This is a genomic window from Massilia atriviolacea, from assembly GCF_003953935.1.
Lineage (GTDB): Bacteria > Pseudomonadota > Gammaproteobacteria > Burkholderiales > Burkholderiaceae_D > Telluria_A > Telluria_A atriviolacea.
In genome coordinates, this window is sequence record NZ_RXLQ01000028.1 from 1 (window position 1) to 19,939 (window position 19,939).

The window sequence follows — 19,939 nt, forward strand, 5'->3', positions numbered from 1 at the left end:
CGCTTGGTGCAAACCGGGGTTTTTTTTCGTCCGCGTTTTTGCATCAATCCCGATTTTTTCTGCGACCGGATGCAGGATGTTGATCCAGATGAGATCATGGCCGGCTGGAGCGCCTTCACACACGCGATGGGGCAGTCTCGCTAGCGAGAACAGCTGAAAGAAGAGACACGTGCATTCCAGAAAATCACATCAGATCGCCCCCCTTCTGCACTGTTCCGTTGCGGAACTCATGCGCATCTATATCGAAGAGGGACTGGTAACGCGCCCGGCACTGTTCGGCTTGCCTGATTTTTCCAGCGCGACCCTGATCGAACATGGTTTCGACTGCGTCGGCGATAGCGACGACCAACTGTACGAAAAGCCTTACCGTTTCGCGGGCTGCGCCATCGAGCTCGGCTTCAAGGTGTATGTCGAGAATGGCGCGATCGATTCCAACGGCGTCGAGCTGGGGGGAAATATGCGATTGGAAACTGAATTGCAGCGGCTGGCATCCCTGCTTGCCCCGGACGCGGTCCGCTCCATCGAGTTGCTGGTCTTCGACAACTTGCGTGAAGCAACGCTGCTGATCAACGACAGCGTCAACCTCCATCTCCATCGTTACGGCAAAAAACACGGGCGCAGCAAGTTCAGCATCGGTGCAATCTCGACCGATGCCGGCTTCCGGCCCGCGTCGGAGGAACGCAAGGTGAACACGCGCTTCGCGCGTGCGATGTGCGACGGCACCGTCGGCCCGCAGCCGCGCGGCAAGTACGCGCGCAATCCCGCCCTTTGCAGCTTGAGCGCATGCCTGGTACGCTTGTTCGGCAGCGCTTTTCGCGCCGCTTAAAAGACGTTCAAGCCTTTGAGCATGACCAGCAAAATCAGCAAGGGCGACACGTAGCGCAGCAAAAACAGCACCACGCGCGCGGTCGCCGCGTTCGACAGCGTGCCTTTGTTGGAGATGGCATCGTTGAACCGATCCGCACCCCATACCCAGCCGGCAAACAGCGCGAGCAGGATGCCTCCCGCCGGCAGCAGGATATTCGACGATACGAAATCGAAGAGGTCGAACAGATTCAGGCCGAACACCTTGACGCCGGCCAGCACGTTATTCGTCAGCGCGCACGTGGAGCCGAGCAGCATCAGGCAGGCAATCGTGATCAAGGTCGCTTTCGGACGGCTCATGCCAAGGCGCTCATGCAAAATCACCACCGGCACTTCCATGAGCGAAAGCATCGCTCCGGTCGCCGCGACCGCCGCCAGCACAAAGAAAACGATCATCAGCAGGTGGCCACCCGGAATCTGCGAGAACACGGCGGGAATCGTCATGAACACCAGCGCGGGACCGGCCGACGGTTCGAATCCGAAGGTGAAGACGGCCGGGAAGATCGCGATCCCCGCCAGCATGGAAACGCACAGATCGGCGGCCATGACCCGCAAGGCTGTTTGCGGAATATTCTGATCGTCGCGAAAATACGAACCGTAGGTCATCATCGTTCCCATCCCCAGCGACAGCTTGAAAAACGCCAGGCCCATTGCAGTCAACACCACGCCAGCACTGATTTTGCTGAACTCCGGGCGCAGCAGGAACGCCAGGCCGTCGGCGGCCTTGTCCAGCGACAGGCTGACCCCGCACAGCAACAGCAGCAGTACGAACAGGACCGGCATTAATTTCTTGGTCAGCCCTTCAATGCCCTTGGTCACGCCCAGCAGCAAAATGCCGCCGATAAAAGCCAGCACAAACCATTGCCACAGCAGCGATTGCACCGGATCGCCGATCAGCGCGCCGAAGGCGCTTTCCGCCACGCGCCGCTCGCTGCTGAGAATGGAACCGTCGATGGCCTTGATGACATACGCAAACACCCATGCGACCACTTCCGAATAGAACGACAGGATCAGGAAAGCCGCAGCCATGCCTGCCACGCCAATCAGCCACCACGGCGCTTTGCCGGGATTTAACCGCTGCAGCGCGGTGATCGGATTGGCCTTTGCCGCGCGCCCCATCGTGATTTCCGCGATCATGACGGGGATGCCGACCACCAGGGTGGCGAGCACATAGATCAGCAAAAAGCCGGCGCCGCCGTTCGCGCCCGTCAGATAGGGGAATTTCCAGATATTGCCCAGTCCAACGGCCGAGCCGAGTGTTGCCGCCAATACCCCGAAACTGGAACTGAAGCCGCCGCGCTTGATGGAATCCTGAGTCATTGCTGCAATCTGCCAAATCGAAAAAGGCAGTGATTGTAGCAGTTGGCAACATACTGTCGCCGCAGCCGCCGCCGGCCGGTCCCGCCGCAACCGGCGCAGTGCACTAGAATAGTCCCATGCGCATCCTCATCATCGAAGACAATCCCGACATCGTGGCCAACCTCTACGGTTTCCTGGAACCCAAGGGATACATCCTCGACTCGGCCGCCAACGGCTATGCCGGCCTGGCGCTGGCCGCGCAAAACACCTATGACGTCGTGGTCCTCGACGTCATGCTGCCCGGCCTGACCGGCCTGGAACTCTGCCAGAAACTTCGTGGCGAACTCAACAGCAACATTCCGGTCCTGATGCTGACCGCGCGCGACACGCTGCAGGACAAGGTCGCCGGCTTCGACAGCGGCGCCGACGATTACCTGGTCAAGCCATTTTCCCTGGTCGAGCTCGACATCCGCCTGAAAGCCCTGCTGCGCCGCGCCAGCGGTGCCGTCGCCGGGGCCGCCATCCTGCGCGTGGGTGAACTCAGCTTTAATACGGGCACCTACGAAGCCGCGCGCGCCGGCCTCCCGCTGGCCCTGACCAAAACCGGCTACACCATCCTCACCTGCCTGATGCGCGCCTCGCCCAGGGTCGTGCCGCGCGCCGTGATCGAGCAAGCCGTCTGGGGCGACGACCGGCCCGACAGCGATGCCTTGCGCACCCACATCCATGCCCTGCGCCAGGCCCTGGACAAACCCTTTCCGGTCCCCATGCTGCGCACCGTGCCCGGCCTCGGCTTCAAACTGGTGAGCACAGATGACCCCGCCTGATTCCCTGCGCCGCCGCATCGCCGTCGCCTACCTGCTGTTCGCGCTCGGCTCCTCCGTGTTCCTGGCGGCCATCGCCATCGCGGCGGTCGAAGGGATCGAGGTGCAACTGGTCGATAACCGCTTGGCCGAGGCCGCCGCCTGGGCGGTACCGCGCCATGCCGCCGGCCTGCCGGTCGCCATGCCCGCCGGCCTGAGCTTCCACCACGGCGACGCCATTCCGCTGCCGCTGCGCACGCTGCCGCAAGGCGTCGGCGAAGTGCACGTCGACGGCGTCGGCCTGCACGTCCTCGCCGGCAAGGACGATACCGGTCCCTACGTCGTGGTCGACCACGAAAGCGATTACGAGAAGATCGAACTGGTCGTATATTCGATGTTCGGCCTCGGTTTCCTCGGCATCATGTTGTTTTCCCTGTTTTTGGGCGGCTTCATCGGGCGCCGCTTCGTCACCCCGATTACCGCTTTGGCAACGGCGGTGCGCGAAAGTTCCGTCGAATTGCCGCTGCTGGAGCGCGGCGACGAACTCGGCGTGCTGGCGCGCGCCTTTGCCGCCCACACCAGCGAACTGCGCACCTATCTCGAACGCGAGCGCCTGTTCACCGGCGACGTCAGCCACGAATTGCGCACGCCGCTGACCGTCATCACGGGCGCCGCCGAGATCATCGTCGCCCAGCACGATGCCAATCCCGCCACCGCCGCCGCGGCCGAGCGCATCCTGCGCGCCGCCAACGAAGCGTCGGCCTGCGTCAACGTGCTGCTGACCCTGGCGCGCTCGCGCGACCGCATCGCCCATCCCGTCACCAGCGTCGAGCAGCTGGCGCGCGCCGAAACCGAACGCTGCCAGTCGCTGGTGGCCGGCAAGCCGGTCGCGCTGCGTTTCCTCGGCGGCCCCGCCTTTTCCCTTGCCGCCCCGCCCGAACTGCTGGTCGCCGCCATCGGCAACCTGATCCGCAATGCCTGCCAGTACACGGCGCAGGGCGACGTCGTGGTCCGGCTCGGCGCTGGCGCGGTGCTGGTGGAAGATACCGGCCCCGGCCTGCCCCTGGCGGTGCGCGCCAGCTTCGATCCGCAGCAGGGCGCGGCGGCGGGCAAGGGTTCCGCAGGCGCGGGCCTCGGCCTGGCCCTGGTGCGGCGCATCTGCGAGTACCTCGGCGCCACGCTGGTGTTCAGCGAACGCGCGGGCGGCGGCAGCATCGTCGAAATCCGCTTCCATCGCGCTTTAACAGAATCTTAACGCCCGCTTGACGCGGGCTTGATGTCCAGGCCGGTATCTTCGCCAGCGTGTGCCGCCTTGCCGCGCGGCGCCGCCGACCCTGGAGATTCTGTTGAGATTGAACACCGCACCGCGCATCCACGCTTCCCTGCTCATCCTGGGCGCCTCGGTCTTCCTGCTGGCGGCCTATAACGGCAACTTCTGGCGCACGTTCTTCAGCGCCACCGGCGGCCTCGGCCTGTCGCAGCTGCCGCTGCACCTGGGCAGTTTCGCCTTGCTGGTGCTCCTGTTCAATGCCTGCCTGAACCTGATCAATTTTCGCTTGATCGTCAAACCGGTGCTGGTGGTGCTGTTCATGGCGACCTCGGCCACGTACTACTTCATGAACGAGTACGGCACCGCGATCGACAAGTCGATGATCCAGAACCTGCTGGAAACCGACGTCCACGAAGCCTTCGAACTGCTCAACTGGAAGCTGATCCTGACCATCGGTTTATTGGGAATCGTGCCTTCGGTGCTGGTCTGCCGCGCCCAGGTCCGCTTTTGCGCGGGCAAGCGCGGGCTGGTGCTGCAGGCCGCCAATATCGGCGGCTCTTTGCTGGCGGCCGCGATCCTGCTGTTCCTGTTCTTCAAAAGCCTGGCGCCCGCCCTGCGCGAACACCGCGAACTGCGTTACCTGCTGGCGCCGACGAATTACATCCAGGCCATCAACGGCTACGTCAAACAGAAGCGCGCGCAGGCGCTGGTGGTCGCGCCGCTGGGCATGGATGCCACCCGGCACGCCGGCGCAAGCGGCAATAGCCGGCGTTCTGTCACCCTGATCGTGGTCGGCGAAACGGCGCGCGCCGCCAATTTTTCGCTCAACGGCTACGCCCGCGTCACCAATCCCGAACTGGCGCGCCAGCCCGACCTGCTCAATTTTACCGACGTCCAATCCTGCGGCACGGCCACCGCCGTGTCGGTGCCCTGCGTGTTTTCCTCCCTGGGACGGGAAAATTATGCCGACGACAAGGCCCATGCGCAGGAAGGCTTGCTCGACGTGCTATCGCATGCCGGCTTCGGCGTGCTGTGGCGCGACAATAATTCCGGCTGCAAGGGCGCCTGCGACCGCGTCCAGTACGAAGACCTGTCGGCCTGTGCCGGCGGCGAATGCGATGACGAGCGCCTGCTCGACGGCTTGCCCGAGCTGATCCGCAATGCGCGCAAGGACCTGGTCATCGTGCTGCACCAGAAGGGCAGCCATGGCCCCGCGTACTGGAAGCGCGCGCCCGCCGCCTTCCAGCGCTTCGGCCCCGTATGCCGGACCAACCAGCTCGAATCGTGCTCGCGCGAATCGATCGTGGCCGCCTACGACAACTCGATCCTGTACACCGACCACGTCCTCAACCAGGCCATCGAATTGCTCAAGGCCAGCGGCGAGAAGGAGCAGGTCAACACCGCCATGCTGTATTTCTCCGATCACGGCGAATCGCTCGGCGAACACAATCTGTACCTGCACGGCGCACCGTATGTGATTTCTCCGCTGGAACAGCGCGCCGTGCCGTTCATGCTGTGGCTGTCGGAGGGCTTCCGCTCGCGTTACGAAATCGATCAGCGCTGCCTGACGGCCCGCACCGGCCAGCCGTTCTCGCACGATAATGTGTTTCACTCGGTGCTGGGCATGCACCGCATCGCCACCGCCGTCTACAATCCCGGCCTCGACATTGTCGGCCCGTGCACGCATGAGGCATAAGCGGCTTGACCTCGCGCTGGCCGGCAGCGCATGCGTCATCGCCTGGATCAACGCCTGCACCGACCTCGGCCTGATGCTGGCGCAGGCCCTGCCGTGTGCGGCGCCGCCATGCTCTGTTGCGGTTTTGCCCTTGGCTGGGTGCAGCAACTGCGCGGTGCGCACTTTCTCACGCACACCTTATGGTCGATGTGGTGGAGCTGCCTGATGGTCCGTATATTGTATGGACTGCTGATCGAGCGGCAGCGCCTGCCCGTCCGGAATGCAAGTGTTCAACTTTCTTGAATCCGGCAAGGGCCGTCTTGCGTATATCGCTGTGTGCCGCGCATGTTGCTCGGCCGTACCACACCTGGGAGAACCCGATGAAACGTATTTCCGTTGGCCTGATTGCCGTCCTGTTGTCGTCCAGCTCGTTTGCCGCCGACCCGGCGCCGATCGCCGTCCCGGCCGGCCACACCCTGGCCCTGACCGTGCTCGGCACGGGCGAGCTGGCCTATGAATGCAAGGCCAAGGCCGGCACCCCCGGCGCCCACGAGTGGGTGTTCGCCGGTCCCACCGCCGTCCTGTACGATAAAACCAGCAAGGCCGCGATCGGCAAATACTACGCCGGCCCGACCTGGGAAGCGAACGATGGCAGCAAGGTCGGCGGCAAGCAGCTCGGCGTGAGCCCGTCGGCCAACGCCGCCTCGATTCCGCTGCAACTGGTGCAGGCGGCCCCGTCCACCGGCAGCGGTGCCATGAGCGGCATCACCTATATCCAGCGCATGCATACCAAGGGCGGCATCGCCCCGGCCGACGCTTGCGGCGCGGACAACCTGGGCGCCAAGAAAATGGTCAGGTACGAAGCCGATTACCTGTTCTACAAGGCTTCCTGAGCAGCCAGCCAGGCGCGCAGGTCCGCCAATGGGCGGGCCGCGTCCAGCTCGTTAAAAATTTCGTGATACAAGCCGTCGTACACATGCAGCTGCGCCAGGCCGGGCGGCAAGTGCGCGGCGAAGCGGCGCACGCCCTCCGGGTCGACCAGATGGTCGTCGCCGGCCGCCAGCAACAGCGCCGGCATGCCGAGCTTGCCGGCGTGCGCGTGGCAATACGCGATCGAGCGCAGCATCGAGCGCATCAGGCGCGCGCTGATCTTGCCGTGCACCAGAGGATCGGCCGTGTAGGCCGCCACCACCTTCGGATCGTGCGACAGAAAGCGCGGCGGCAGCCCGTTCGGCACCGCCAGCGATGGCGCCAGCGCATGCAGGGTATCGAGCAGCAGCAGTTGCAGGCGCGACAGGCGCAGGGCCAGCGCCGGCGACGACAGGATCAGCCCGCGCAAGGGCGAAACGCCGGACAGGGCGAAGCGCGCGGCGAACAGTCCGCCCATGCTGTGGCCGAACAGGAAGGGCGGCCGCCGAAAGCGCCTGGCAAACTCGTCGATAACGATTTCGGCATCCTGCAGCAGCGGATCGCCGTTGATGACGTCGCCCCGCCTGCCTTCCGAACGGCCGTGGCCGCGATGGTCGTAGCAGCGCACCGACAGGCCGCATTCGTTGAAGAAGGCGGCCAGGTGGCGATGGCGTCCGCCATGCTCGCCCAGGCCGTGCATGATCACCACGCTGCCGCGCAGCGGCGACGCCGGCAGCAGGTAGTCGCTGACATGGAGCAGGGTGCCGTCGGCGGCGGCGAGCTGGTGGCTCTGTTGCGCCACCAGCGGCGGCATTACACGCCCCAGACGACGTCGTGTCCGCCGGCCTTGGCCGCACGCAGCATTTCCACCAGCGGGTAAGCGCGGGTCGAGAAACTGACCTGCTCGATCTGCTCGTGGTTGGCGTCGTCGCCGTCGTCGTTGTGATGCGCATGCACATCGCGCTCGACGTCTTCGGAGACCGCATGCTGGCGGCTCTCGGCGATTTCCTGTTCGAGAACCTGCAAGGCATGCGGTGCTTCCGCCGCCGTAATGACGCCCTGGTCGACATCTTTATGGAGGAGGTCGAGGATGCGTTTTGCGTGTTCCTTGTACATCAAGACTTCTGATGCTGCTTTGGAGGTGAAGGTAATTAACATAGGAACTTTCTAATTATGCGTGCATGGTGAAACGATAACACGAACCGGCGTTTCCGGTCGTGCTCCGGGGTCTCCTGTGCGCCGGCTCAAGCCGGTTTCACCCGGAAAAAGCGCGCCGTTGCCGCGAAGGCAATCAGCAGCAGGACGAGCATGACCGACCCGACCACCACCGGCGGTTTCCAGCCATCGACGACGCCAAGCACCAGGGTGAAGGCCATACCCGCCCAGCCGGCGCAACTCAGCAGTTCGAAGACGGTGGACGTCAGGTTGGACTTGCCGCGCCGCTTGAAGTCGCCGCGCGCCGCCGGCCGGCTGCACCAGGCCACCACCAGCGCGCAGTGGAAGGCGCACAGGGCGCAGGCGAGCAGCATGGCGCACGCCGCCGCCGGCTGCCGCAGCGCCAGCCAGCACAGCGGCAGCAGCGCCACCGCCAGCGGCGGCAGCGCCACCGCGGCCAGCTTGGCGCGCCGGATCGTGCCCTGGCTGCACGGCGCGGCGCGCAGCAGGTCGGGCGCGTCTTCCGCCGCGATCACGATCCAGCCCAGCGAGGCGCTCAGGGAGCCGCACAGGAACACCAGCGCCGCCGCCACCGCCGGCAGCGAGACGGTGCGGCCGAACAGCAGCGGCGCGAGCAGGGGCAGCAGGTACAGCAGTTGCAGGCCGACCTGCGCGATCAGCTGCGGGTCGCGCCAGATCAGGCGCCATTCCTTGACCATGACGGTGCGCGCGAGGCCGCGCCCGAAGCGAAAGCGCATGCCGGCGGCCGGCGCCCTGGCCACCCGCACCGCACCGGCCGCCTGCTGCACGCTGCGCACGAAAAAACCATGGGCCAGGCGCACCGTCAGCACGAACACCGCGGCCCCGGCGGCGAGCAGCAGCAGCGCCGGCAAGGGTTCGCCCAGCGCCGCCCTGGCGGGCAGCCAGGCCAGGCTGCCGGCGTCCTGCGCCGCGCCGCTTCCGGACAGGGTCGCCAGGCGCCCGACGATGCCGCGCAAGGCCGGCCCGAACGGACTGTTCGATGCCTGCGCCAGCAGAAACAGCGCCGCCCCGGACAGCGCGCCAAGCACCTGCGCCGTCACGCGCGTGCGGCGCACGCCCAGCGAGCGCACCAGGCCCAGGGTCAGCAGCATCGAGGCCGACGAGGACACCAGCGTCAGGCCGACGATGGCCGGGTACAGTCCCAGCCAGCGCAACTGCCCGAGCACGATGCCGGCATGCGCGAACGGCGCCAGGAAGAACAGGTACAGCGCGGCGCTGCCGGCCGCAATCGCCGCCAGGCGCACGCTGAACACGCTGCGCGACGGGATGGGGGAAGACAGCAACAGGTCGAGGTCGCCCCGTTCGAACAGCGCCGTCACGCTGGCATTCAGGCCGCTCGACATCATCATCGTGAACACCCCGATCATCAGCACGCTGACCGTCTGCAGCAGCGCATAGGGCGGCGGCCCGGCAGCCATCCTGGCGTTGGCGAGCACCATGTACGCGAAGCCGTGCATCAGCGCGCCGAGGATCAGCCAAACCGCGACGGTCTTCTTGCCGATGCCGGTGGTGGCCGCCTCCTTGCGCATGCCCAGCAGGTGGAACAGGACCAAGCGCAGTTCGTGCCGCAGCAGCCACAGGGCGCTGCCGGCGCGCGCCATCAGCCTTTCCCCGTCAGGTGCAGGAACACGTCTTCCAGCGTGCCGCCCTGGGAGCGGGCGCGCAGCTCATCGAGCGTGCCTTCGGCGATCAGGCGCCCGTGTTCGATGATGCCGATGCGCTGCGCCAGCCGCTCGGCCACTTCCAGGATGTGGGTGGTGAGGATGACGGTGCCGCCGCCGTCCACGTGGGCCAGCAGCAGGTCCTTGACCTGGCGCGCGGCGGCCGCGTCGAGGCCGGTCAGCGGTTCGTCTAGGATCAAGAGGCGCGGCTCGTGGATCAGGGCCCCGGCCAGCGCGAGCTTTTGCTTCATCCCGCGCGAAAAGCCTTCGGTCAGTTCGTGCGCGTGCGCGCTCAGGTCGAGCCAGTCGAGCAGGCGGCGCGCGCGCGGCTCGGCCTCATCGGCTTCGATGCCCCACAGGCCGGCCACGAATTCCAGGTACTCGGTCGGTTTCAGTTTGGCGTACAGCATCGGATCGTCCGGCAGGTAGGCCATGCTGCGCTTGGCCGCGGCCGGGTCGCGTCCGAGGTCGGCGCCGAACACCTCGATGCGGCCGGCGTCGGGCGCCAGCAGGCCGGCCACCATGCGCAAGGTGGTGGTCTTGCCGGCGCCGTTGGGGCCGAGCAGGGCATACAGCTCGCCGCGCCGCACCGTCAGGTCGAGCTGGTCGACCGCCGGACGGCCGAAGTGTTTGCTCAATGCCGTGAGCTTGAGGGCGTCGCCGCTGTCTGGATTCATGAGGTCGATGTGTCGGCTTGTGCGCGGTTGAAGGTGAAGAACGCCAGTGCGCCCGCCTGCAGCACGATGGCGATGGCGAGCGTGGCGCGAAAGGCGTCCGGCGCCGGCATCCCGTGCGCCTTGAACAGGTCGACCGCCACCCCGAAACCCCACTGGGTGGCAAAGGCGCCGATAAACAGCTGCAGGTTGTAGGCGGCGTTGGCGCGGCCCGCCAGCGCGGCCGGGAAGGCCAGCGCGACGTGCGACTGCACCAGGGTGGTGACCGGCACGCAGGCCGCCAGGAGCAGCCAGAGCAGCCAGGCCGAGGGCGCGCTGGTGGCCAGCATGGCCGCCTGCGCCAGCACCATGCCGCCGATCCCGATGCCGATGATGCGGTGCGTGTTCCAGCCGCGCGCCACCAGGCGCGGCGCGGCCCAGCCCAGCGCCAGGTAGGACAGCAGCAGCACCAGGTTGAACGCAAACAGGATGCGGCCGGTCTGCTGCGTGCTTTTGCCCAGCACCGTCGTCATCCACGGTCCGGCCCACAGCGTTTGCAGCGCAAAGAAAATGCCGTGCACGAGCAGGCCCGGGACGCCCATGCGCCAGAAATAGGCGCTGCCGAAGATGCGCCGGTAGCCGCCATCGGCGGCCACCGGGCCACCCTTGGCCGCGCCGCCGCCGAACTGGCGCTCGACCCCGCGCAGCGAAAAGAAGATGGCGCCGGCGACCGCCAGCAGCAGGGCTGCCACCACCCAGAAAATCCCGCGCCAGCCGAGCGCCGGCAGCGCCATGGTCACCGGCACGGTGGCGGTCAGCGCGCCCGAGGTGCCGGCCACCAGCATCCAGCTGGCCAGCTGGCTCTGGCGCTCGGCCGGGAACCACTGGCGGTAGGCCTTGAAGGCGGCCATCAGGCAGGCCGACACGCCGATCCCGATCAGGGCGCGCCCGAGCCACAGGCCGGCCAGCGAACTGCTGCTCGCAAATACGGCGGCGCCCAGGGCGGCGCACAGCAGCAGGGCGGACTCGGTGCGGCGCGCGCCGTATTTGTCGAGCCACACGCCGAGCGGCAGCTGCATGGCGCCGAAGCTGACGAAATAGGCCGACGACAGCAGCCCCAGGTCGGCGTTCGACAAGCCCATGTCGGCCACCAGGGCCGGCGCGATGACGGCGTTGACCGCCCGCAGCGCGTACGACAGCAGGTAGCCCAGTGCAAAGCACAGGAAGACGCGCGCGGCGCGGGCGCCGGACAGGGTCGCAGTCAGGCTGTTAATCGCGCGCTCACTGCAGCTTGAACGAGGACATGAACATATCCACCTGGTCTTGCGAGATCTTTTTTTCCGGACCCATCACGATGACCTGGTAAAAGCGCTTGTTGCGCGACTCGAAGTGGCCGACCAGGCGCATCGGCGTGCCTTTCTGCGTGCCGGCGGCGTCGATGTCGATCGCGCTCGCGCGCGCGCTGGCGCTGCCGGCGGCGGCCGAGGACTTGCCCTGCTTTTCGCTGCGGATGGTGGCGCCGATATTGCGCACCAGCGCCGTCTTCATGGCGCCGACCGCCGCTTCGGCCTTGTCGGCGTCGGGCGCTTCGGCGCTGCCGACGGCGAACATGATGCCTTCGACCTGGGCCGCCGTCATGGTCATCTTGACCGTCATGCCGTTCAGGTCGACATCGCGCGCATGGGTGGCCGGCTTGTCGGGGAACATCACGCGGAAGGGCGCATCCTGGCTGCTGTAGTCGCGCCAGTTGAATTGGGGGCTGCACGCGGCCAGGGTAACGCCGGCCAGCAGGGAGAGTAGGAGGGGCTTGAAAGAAGAGGTTCGCATTCCTGAATGTTAGCAGGAATGCGCGCCGGCTTGAGCGCTATGCTTGCGCCTTGCTGGTGCGCAGCAGGGCATACATATTGTCGCTGAAGGGGGTGGTGTCGAGTGCGCTCATGCGCACCACATCGAGGCCGGCGCGCGCGGCCATCGCGCGCAAGGTCTTGGGCGTGAAATAGTTAACGTGGTCGGGCCAGCGAAAGCCGCTCCAGCGCGGGCCGCGGATCATCCGGTTGTAGCAGGCGAAGTTGGGCACCTTGACGATGATGGTGCCGTTCGCCTTGAGCCGCTTGCGGCAGTTTTCCAGCACGGCCAAGGGACTGGCTTCGTGTTCGAGGTAGGACGCCATGACGATCACGTCGAAATAATCTTCCTCGAAGCGCAGCACGCCTTCCTGGGCCGAGGCGTGCACGCAGCGGCCGCCGAGCGGGCGCAGCTTGTCGTCCGACAGGGTCGACAACGCCCGCGAAATTTCCACCCCGTGCGGCGCGACGCGCCCGCGCAGGGCTGGCGGGAGCGAGGTCATCAGCGTTTGCAGCAGCTCGCCCCAGCCGCAGCCGACGTCGAGCACGTTGATGCGCGCCGACGGCGAGGCGGCGATCAGCTGGTTCAGGATGCCCAGCACCTTGTTGCGCTTGAGTACTTTTGCGCGAAAGCGCTTGAGCATGGTGCTGAAAGCGTAGCGGATCGGCTCGGCCTTTTTGCGCGCGGCCGATTCCTTGCTGAAGGTCACTTCGTAGGCGTAGGTTTCGCTCAGTTCCTCGTAGGCGGGCGGATTGGCCAGGAAGATGATGTCGGTCTCGGCGCATTGCTTGAGCACCCAGGGCGCCGGCGCATAGTCCAGATCGTGTTCACGGCCCTGGACGGCCAACAAAGGAGAAATGCGCAACGGCGTGGCTTGAACCAAGATCAGGTCCTCCGGCTAGGTTGTCGGGCCGCTGGCGGATGCTGGGCGGGCACGGGGGCCGCACCGGTCCGGCGCCGTGCCCGATGTGCATACTAACACCAAGAAATCTTCCGCGCATGCAATTGTGCAAACCGCTTTCGCGTGATGCTTTAGAGCACTAATGGAGCTTTGGGGCGCTCGTCAAGCTCGACGATGAAGCAGGGATCGAAGCGGGCGTTTTCGGTGCCGCCGCTGCGTGTTTTGTAGCCGCAGGGGTTCGACACGACCCGGCATTTGCCGATCGTGTAGTCGACCGGATCGTGCATATGCCCGTGCACCCACAGGTCGGCCTGGCTGACCAGGGCATCCAGGCGCGAGGCGTACGCGGCCGAGAAGCGCGACGTGGCGTAGTCCTCCGACACCGACTGCAGCGACGGCGCCATGTGGGTGACGACCACCGTCGGCCCGTCGAAGGGCGCGGCAAGCCGGATCCGCAGCCAGGCCACCTGCAGCGCGTGGAAGGTGGCGGTATCGGCCGCGCGCAGCTTGCGGTAGTTTTTCCCGGCCAGGCGGATGCGGCGGTAATCGTTCATCACCGCCTCGGCTTCGCGCATGGCGGCCTGGCGGTCGTCGTCGCCGAACAGGCGGAAATCGGTCCACAAGGTGGCGCCCAGGAAGCGCACATTGCCGATGATTTTTTCGTCACAGGAAAGAAAGTGCACATTGCCGGACGCTTCGCTGGCCGCTTGCAATTCGGCTTGCACGGTGTCCAGGTTGTGGCCGTAGCCTTCGTGGTTGCCATGCACGTAGAGCACCGGCAAGCCGGCGAAGTTGCGCGCCGCCCAGCTCACCGCTTTGGCGCCGGTATCGATGTCGCCGGCCAGGATGACGACATCGGGCCGGCTCAGGGCCGGGTCGATGCGCGGCGCATCGTCGCGCCAGAGTTCGTGATGCAGGTCGGAAAGGATGAGCAGGCGCATGGAACGGCGAATCGAAGCGGCGATGCGTTCATACTAGCCTATCGGGCGCAGGGCCGGAACCCGGCGCACTGCTCCTTACCCGCATTTGCAACAGGGCCGGGGAGCGGTAAACAGCTGTTTTTCCCCCTTCGGCGCGCTGCTCCGGAGAGTGCCGCAATCCCCCGTTCAGGTAATAAACCAGGCGCTGTAAAACGGCGCTGTAAATGCGCGCAGCGCCATTGTTTGGATACCCCGGAGCGAATGGGGTATTTACTTTTCGTCTAATGGGCGCGAATTAGGGGAATCTTAACGAACGCAGCTCCGGCGAAAATGAGGCTTATCGAAAGGGCAAGATGGCGCCTGCACCAGGGAGGCGCAGCCGCGCTAATTGTCGCCAACTGACGGCGAACGTCGCCGATGTGGGACGTATCGCGCAGTCTTTCCGCACCCGATTAGTGCATGTGCGAAAGGAAGGCAAGCAGGGCTGCGGCACCAATTGTTGTTTTCTAGATATATGTACAAGATGAATAATTGACAGGAAAGAGTACGTAATGGTTATATATGTGATCGAGGATTTGAATTTCCGGCAAATCTCGTGCACACGTCCGAGAGACGATTACAAATATAAATAATCGGTGGCCGTTTTGCCTCACGAGAGCATAACGGTTCAACTACTTACAAAATGAGGAGCTTTGCAATGATGGTGGAGACAAAATTGTCGCGGTCGATTCGTGTGATGTTTATTGGCGGCGGCATGGCGCTGAGCATGCAGATGGCCAATGCGCAGACCGCGGCCGACGGCATCCAGAAGGTGGAAATTACCGGTTCGAGCATCAAGCGCGCCGAAGCGGAAACCATCTCGGTAGTCCAGACGCTCAGCCGCAAGGACATCGAGCAGACCGGTAAGACCTCGATTGCCGAAGTCGTGCGCAGCATTTCCGCCGACAACAATGGCAGTATCAGCGGTTCCTTCACCAACGGCTTCGCCGGCAGCGCATCGGGCGTGTCCCTGCGCGGCCTGAGCGTGAGCTCGACCCTGGTCCTGATCAACGGCCGCCGCACCGCGCCTTACGGCTTCGGCGATGACGGCCAGCGCAGCTTCGTCGACTTGAATTCGATCCCGCTCGACGCGGTCGATCGCATCGACATCCTGAAAGACGGCGCATCGGCCATTTACGGTTCGGACGCGATCGCCGGCGTGGTCAACGTGATCCTGCGCCAGAACTATGTTGGTAAGACCATTTCCGCCAGCACCGGCATCTCCGGCGAGCGCGACGGCAACGTGAACAGCATTTCGGGCGCGATCGGCTTCGGCGACCTGGAAAAAGAAAAATACAACGTCTTCATGACGGTCGACGCGAAACAACAGAAGCGGATCGACCAGAACAGCCGCGACAAGTGGCTGGGCCAGGCCGATGCGCGTCCATGGGGCGGCCGTGACCAGCGCGCCGGCCACACCAGCGCCGGTAACGCGGGCGGCAGCAGCTTCCTCGGTACCCTGCGTCCGGTCAACGCCGCAGGCGCGCCTAACGGCAACGTCACCAACCTGCCAGGCAGCTGCGATCCGATCAACCTCGATCCAACCGGCGGTACCGCGCACGACAACACCCGTGGTGGTTGCTTGTGGGATCCGGTCGATTTCGCCACCATCCAGCCAGAAACCAAAAACCTGAACGTGTTCGCCCGCGGTACCCTGGCCCTGGGTGAAAACACCCGCGCCTACACCGAAGTCGGCGTGTTCAAATCGGAAGCGAAAACCTACACCACCCCATCCGGCCTGACCGGCGCCGGCTTCGACCTGGTCAATGCCCGCGTGAACAACACCGGTTCGGGTCCCGACCAGCTGCTGATGCCTGCCAACCACCCGGACAACATCCTGGGCGTGGCGGCACGTCCGCGCTGGGTCGACGCATCGCGTCCCCGCGCTTCCGACATGGAAACGACGGTCACCCGCGTCCTTGCGGGCGTGAAAGGCACCGTTGCCGACTGGGATTACGACACCGGCGTGCTGTACGCAGAAAGCAAGACCGACAAGACGCAGAACGGCTACTACCGCACCAGCGCGCTGCGCACGGCGCTCAATAACGGCACCTTCCGCATCGGCAAGGGCGTTGTCAACAAGCCTGAAGTGCTGGCGCTGGTATCGCCAACCCTGTTCAACACCGGCACCACGAAGAGCACCTCGTTCGACTTCAAGGCCTCGCGCGAACTGATGGAACTGCCTGGCGGTAAGATGGGCATCGCCGTCGGCGCCGAGTACCGCAAGGAAAAAACCGACAGCCAGGCAACCCCGTTCACCGACACCAACGATATCGCCGGCCTCGGCTATTCGGCATCGAAGGGTTCGCGCGACGTGACCGCGCTGTACACCGAGCTGGCCGTGCCAGTGCTGAAATCGGTGGAACTGCAGTTCGCGCTGCGTTCCGATGATTACTCCGATTATGGCCGTTCGACGACGCCGAAAGTCGGCTTCAAGTTCACTCCGACCTCGACCATGGCATTCCGCGGTACCTACGCCGAAGGCTTCCGCGCACCGAGCGCCGCCGAAAACGGCGACAGCGCGGTAGCGGCGTTCACCAACATCGCCAACGATCCGATCCGTTGCCCGGTCACCAAGCTGGCGCTCGACTGCTCGACCCAATCGGTCGGCGCGATCACCATCGGCAACAAGAACATCAAGCCGGAAGAGTCGAAGAGCTACAGCCTGGGCCTGGTTCTGGAACCGATCAAGAACGTGAACCTGTCGCTGGACCTGTGGCAGATCGTGCGTACGGGTGAAATCAACGGTTCCGATCCTGGCGCCGTGGTCGACAACCCAGCCGGCTACCCTGACGCGGAAATCGTGCGCGGCGAGCCGACCACCAACTTCCCGAACCTGCCAGGCCAGATCCTGATGGTCAAGGCACCGTACCTGAACGCTGGTGAAACCAAGACCTCGGGCGTCGACCTCGACCTGCGCGGCCGCTACAACATGGGCGCCAACGGCAAGCTGACCTCGGGCGTGACCGTGACCTACATGAAAGAGTTCACCCGTACCAATGCCGACGGCACGAAACTGGAATTCGCCGGCACCCACGGCGACATCAACCTGTCGGGCAACGGCGGTACGCCGAAGACCAAGGTGCGCTTCACCCTCGGTTGGGAAAATGGTCCGTTCCAGGTCACCGGCAACGTCAACTACGTCAGCAGCATCAGCAACACCAACCAGGTTGGCGGCGAGTGCCTGGACGTGGACGAAAACGACGTGCCGCTGCTGGGCTGCCGTATCGCTGCGTTCACCACGCTCGACACCTTCGGCAAATGGGCTGTCTCGAAAAACTTCGAGCTGACCGCATCGATCAGCAACCTGCTGAACAAGAAAGCACCGCTGGACGTGCAGACCTACGGCCGCATCAACTACAACCCGTCGCTGCACCAGACGGGCGCGGTTGGCCGTTACTTCACCCTGGCAGGCCGCTACACGTTCTAATTGCCAGTTAGCAGGACCGCAGCCGGAGCGGCTGCCGTCCACCCTGCGGGGTGAGGCGGCGGCGGCTCCGGTTTTTTTTGTCCACACGATGCCTCGCTATGTTTACTGTAAAAACTGTTCTAAAAAAAGGACAGGCGTTTATTCCCATCGAGGAATGGACGGGACGTGTCGACGACAGCGATTATGTCGGAGGCGCACTGGTCCTTAGTCTGGACGGCCTCATTCTCCTGGATGAGACGCTATGGGACGATATCAACTGGCTATGGCCCTACATCGCCGATGGCCTGCCGGATCTCCTCGACGGCAAGGATTGGAAGACTGGCTTTCCCGATCAGCCCGTCACCTTCAGTGTCGGGCACGTCGACAAGGAATGGATTCGCCTGCATGTGTTTAGCGACGGCCATGACTTCGTCAGGAAGAAAATCAGGAAGCGCGCGTATTTGACCGAAATGACGCGCGCCGGGATCGATTTCTTCACACGCTTCGACGCCATTGCGCCGAAGGATTATTCGGCGGCCGTCTATCTGCCGCTCTTGAACAGCATTGCCGATCAATTGCAGAACGCCGGCGTCAGGGTTCGCGCAGCCCCCGCCGCAGCTGGATCGCCTCCGAAACGTGGTCGGCCAAAATAACGCGCGCGTCGGCCAGGTCGGCGATGGTGCGCGCGACTTTCAGCACGCGGTGATAAGCGCGCGCGGACCAGTTCAGATGCAGCATGGCTTTGCGCAGCACCGCCTCGCCTGCTTTATCTGGCCGGCAATGCCGTTCCACTTCCCCCGTCATCAAGGCCTGGTTCTGCTTGCCCTGGCGCGCCAGCTGGCGCTGGTGGGCCAGCGCCACGCGCGCGGCGATGGCGCTGCTCGGTTCACCGTCGGCATCGGCCAGCAGGGTGTCCGGCTGCAGCGCCGCCACTTCGATTTGGATATCGATGCGGTCGAGCAGCGGCCCGGAAATGCGGCCCTGGTAACGCAGCACCGCGTCGCTGGTGCAATCGCACTTGCCCGATGGATGGCCGAGGAAGCCGCAGGGGCAGGGGTTCATCGCCGCGATCAATTGAAAGCGCGCCGGAAAGTCCGACTGGCGCGCCGCCCGCGAGATCGTGACCCGGCCCGATTCCATCGGCTGGCGCAGCACTTCCAGCACGCGCCGGTCGAACTCGGGCAATTCGTCGAGGAACAGCACGCCGTAATGCGCGAGCGAAATTTCCCCAGGGCGCGGCACCGCCCCGCCGCCCACCAGGGCCACGCCGGAAGTCGTGTGATGCGGGCTGCGAAACGGCCGCACCTTCCAGTTGTCCGCCGAAAAGCCGCCGGTGAGCGACTGCACCGCCGCCGATTCCAGCGCTTCCTGGTCGCTCATGGGCGGCAGCAAACCGGGAAAGCGCGAGGCCAGCATGGTCTTGCCGGCGCCGGGCGGACCGACCATCAGCACGCTGTGGGCGCCCGCCGCCGCCACTTCCAGCGCGCGCTTGCTGGAGCGCTGGCCTTTGACATCGCAAAAATCCGGATAGACGGGCAGGTGGGCGAACGCACGCGGCTGGTGGCGGGCGAGGCGGCAGGCGTCGTCGCTGGCGGCAAAATGGGCGCATACCTGGAGCAGGGTGGCGGCCGGATAAATGACGGCCTCGGCCACCAGCGCCGCCTCGTCGGCATTGGCTTGCGGCAGGATGAAGCCGCGATGCCCGCCGGCTTCGCGCTGCATGGCAAAGGTGATCGCCAGCGCGCCCCGGATCGGGCGCAGCTCGCCCGACAAGGACAGTTCGCCGGCAAACTCGTAGCGTTCCAGTCCGCGCGACGGAATCTGGCCGGAGGCGGCCAGGATGCCGATCGCCATCGGCAAGTCGAAGCGCCCCGATTCCTTGGGCAGGTCGGCCGGGGCCAGGTTGACGGTGATGCGGCGCGCCGGGATCTGGAAGCCGGCGTTTTGCAGGGCGGCTTGCACGCGGTCTTTCGATTCGCGCACTTCGGCGTCGGGCAGGCCGACGATGGTGAACTTCGGCAAGCCGTTAGCGAGATGCACTTCGACGCTGACAGCGCGCGCTTCCATGCCGGCCAGGGCGCGGCTGCGTAAGACGGCGAGGCTCATGGGATTCCTGATGAATGCGTGGAAGCGCCGATGGTGCAGCCTGCCGTGCCTGTTCCGTTTGATGCGAGCCAAAGGTGCGCGCGAGGATCGCCGATGTGGGCATTCTGGCCGGCATTGCTCGATGCAAGCACAAGCTCAGCCTCATACGGCTTTCTGCAGAATCGTCGATCTCAGCCCGTCAAACTGCACTACTTGATAGAACTTAACGTTGCTAGTACCGTTCCCAACTTGCGTATTTTCGCGCCACAGCCATTGGTGCCTAGGATAAAGTATCCTATCAAAAGTGCCGATCGCCCGCTACTAATGTAAAGCCATATGATGCATTCAAATTTTTAATCCCTGCTAGCACTGCCATGGCTGAATTCGATTTAGCCTGCCCCTGTCCAAA

Annotated in this window: 17 protein-coding genes; 7 read left to right on the plus strand and 10 right to left on the minus strand. The window is 64.7% G+C overall.

Annotated elements, in window-relative coordinates; genetic code table 11:
- The first annotated feature begins 229 nt into the window (after window positions 1-229).
- A complete protein-coding gene (locus EJB06_RS29920) occupies window positions 230-826 on the plus strand; it encodes a hypothetical protein (protein ID WP_126077681.1) in 597 nt (198 codons plus the stop codon).
- Here EJB06_RS29920 and EJB06_RS29925 read toward each other — a convergent pair.
- Window positions 823-2,184, minus strand: a complete 1,362-nt coding sequence (locus tag EJB06_RS29925; protein WP_126077729.1) for a sodium-dependent transporter — start codon at window positions 2,182-2,184, stop codon at window positions 823-825. The two genes, EJB06_RS29920 and EJB06_RS29925, sit on opposite strands and share 4 nt — an antisense overlap.
- 116 nt (window positions 2,185-2,300) lie before the next feature.
- On the opposite strand from EJB06_RS29925, the gene EJB06_RS29930 reads away from it, so the two are divergent.
- From EJB06_RS29930 to EJB06_RS29945, 4 genes are all read left to right on the plus strand, one after another.
- The gene (locus EJB06_RS29930; RefSeq protein ID WP_126077682.1) at window positions 2,301-2,990 is read left to right on the plus strand and encodes a response regulator transcription factor; all 690 of its coding nucleotides are present in this window, start codon (window positions 2,301-2,303) and stop codon (window positions 2,988-2,990) included.
- Window positions 2,977-4,221, plus strand: a complete 1,245-nt coding sequence (locus tag EJB06_RS29935) for a sensor histidine kinase (protein ID WP_126077683.1) — start codon at window positions 2,977-2,979, stop codon at window positions 4,219-4,221. The genes EJB06_RS29930 and EJB06_RS29935 overlap by 14 nt, the downstream gene beginning before the upstream one ends.
- A 91-nt stretch (window positions 4,222-4,312) precedes the next feature.
- Window positions 4,313-5,932, plus strand: a complete 1,620-nt coding sequence (locus tag EJB06_RS29940; protein ID WP_229427353.1) for a phosphoethanolamine transferase — start codon at window positions 4,313-4,315, stop codon at window positions 5,930-5,932.
- Window positions 5,933-6,291: 359 nt separating this feature from the next.
- A complete protein-coding gene (locus EJB06_RS29945) occupies window positions 6,292-6,804 on the plus strand; it encodes a DUF3455 domain-containing protein (RefSeq protein WP_126077684.1) in 513 nt (170 codons plus the stop codon).
- Here EJB06_RS29945 and EJB06_RS29950 read toward each other — a convergent pair.
- The 8 genes from EJB06_RS29950 to EJB06_RS29985 all read right to left on the minus strand — a co-directional run bounded on the left by EJB06_RS29950 (window position 6,789) and on the right by EJB06_RS29985 (window position 14,018).
- Window positions 6,789-7,634 (minus strand): alpha/beta hydrolase, encoded by an 846-nt coding sequence (locus EJB06_RS29950; protein ID WP_126077685.1) that lies wholly within the window; start codon window positions 7,632-7,634, stop codon window positions 6,789-6,791. The two genes, EJB06_RS29945 and EJB06_RS29950, sit on opposite strands and share 16 nt — an antisense overlap.
- On the minus strand, window positions 7,634-7,978 hold the full coding sequence (locus tag EJB06_RS29955) for a DUF1840 domain-containing protein (protein WP_126077686.1): 345 nt from the start codon (window positions 7,976-7,978) through the stop codon (window positions 7,634-7,636). Before EJB06_RS29955 ends, EJB06_RS29950 begins: the two co-directional genes overlap by 1 nt.
- Before the next feature lie 86 nt (window positions 7,979-8,064).
- Entirely contained in the window at window positions 8,065-9,618 is a 1,554-nt protein-coding gene (locus EJB06_RS29960; RefSeq protein ID WP_126077687.1) for a hypothetical protein, read from the minus strand.
- Window positions 9,618-10,355 (minus strand): ABC transporter ATP-binding protein, encoded by a 738-nt coding sequence (locus EJB06_RS29965; RefSeq protein ID WP_126077688.1) that lies wholly within the window; start codon window positions 10,353-10,355, stop codon window positions 9,618-9,620. Before EJB06_RS29965 ends, EJB06_RS29960 begins: the two co-directional genes overlap by 1 nt.
- Window positions 10,352-11,644, minus strand: coding sequence for an MFS transporter (locus EJB06_RS29970; RefSeq protein ID WP_126077689.1), 1,293 nt, complete (start codon window positions 11,642-11,644; stop codon window positions 10,352-10,354). The genes EJB06_RS29965 and EJB06_RS29970 overlap by 4 nt, the downstream gene beginning before the upstream one ends.
- Complete coding sequence (locus EJB06_RS29975; RefSeq protein WP_126077690.1) at window positions 11,613-12,158, minus strand: hypothetical protein; 546 nt, start codon at window positions 12,156-12,158, stop codon at window positions 11,613-11,615. The genes EJB06_RS29970 and EJB06_RS29975 overlap by 32 nt, the downstream gene beginning before the upstream one ends.
- Before the next feature lie 37 nt (window positions 12,159-12,195).
- Window positions 12,196-13,059 (minus strand): class I SAM-dependent methyltransferase, encoded by an 864-nt coding sequence (locus tag EJB06_RS29980; protein ID WP_126077691.1) that lies wholly within the window; start codon window positions 13,057-13,059, stop codon window positions 12,196-12,198.
- A gap of 149 nt (window positions 13,060-13,208) precedes the next feature.
- Complete coding sequence (locus EJB06_RS29985) at window positions 13,209-14,018, minus strand: metallophosphoesterase (RefSeq protein ID WP_126077692.1); 810 nt, start codon at window positions 14,016-14,018, stop codon at window positions 13,209-13,211.
- Window positions 14,019-14,733: 715 nt separating this feature from the next.
- On the opposite strand from EJB06_RS29985, the gene EJB06_RS29990 reads away from it, so the two are divergent.
- Window positions 14,734-17,466 (plus strand): TonB-dependent receptor, encoded by a 2,733-nt coding sequence (locus EJB06_RS29990; RefSeq protein ID WP_126077693.1) that lies wholly within the window; start codon window positions 14,734-14,736, stop codon window positions 17,464-17,466.
- A gap of 98 nt (window positions 17,467-17,564) precedes the next feature.
- Entirely contained in the window at window positions 17,565-18,098 is a 534-nt protein-coding gene (locus EJB06_RS29995) for a hypothetical protein (RefSeq protein ID WP_126077694.1), read from the plus strand.
- On the opposite strand, the gene EJB06_RS30000 is transcribed toward EJB06_RS29995, so the two are convergent.
- Window positions 18,037-19,551, minus strand: coding sequence for a YifB family Mg chelatase-like AAA ATPase (locus tag EJB06_RS30000; RefSeq protein WP_126077695.1), 1,515 nt, complete (start codon window positions 19,549-19,551; stop codon window positions 18,037-18,039). The two genes, EJB06_RS29995 and EJB06_RS30000, sit on opposite strands and share 62 nt — an antisense overlap.
- Window positions 19,552-19,939: the final 388 nt, after the last annotated feature.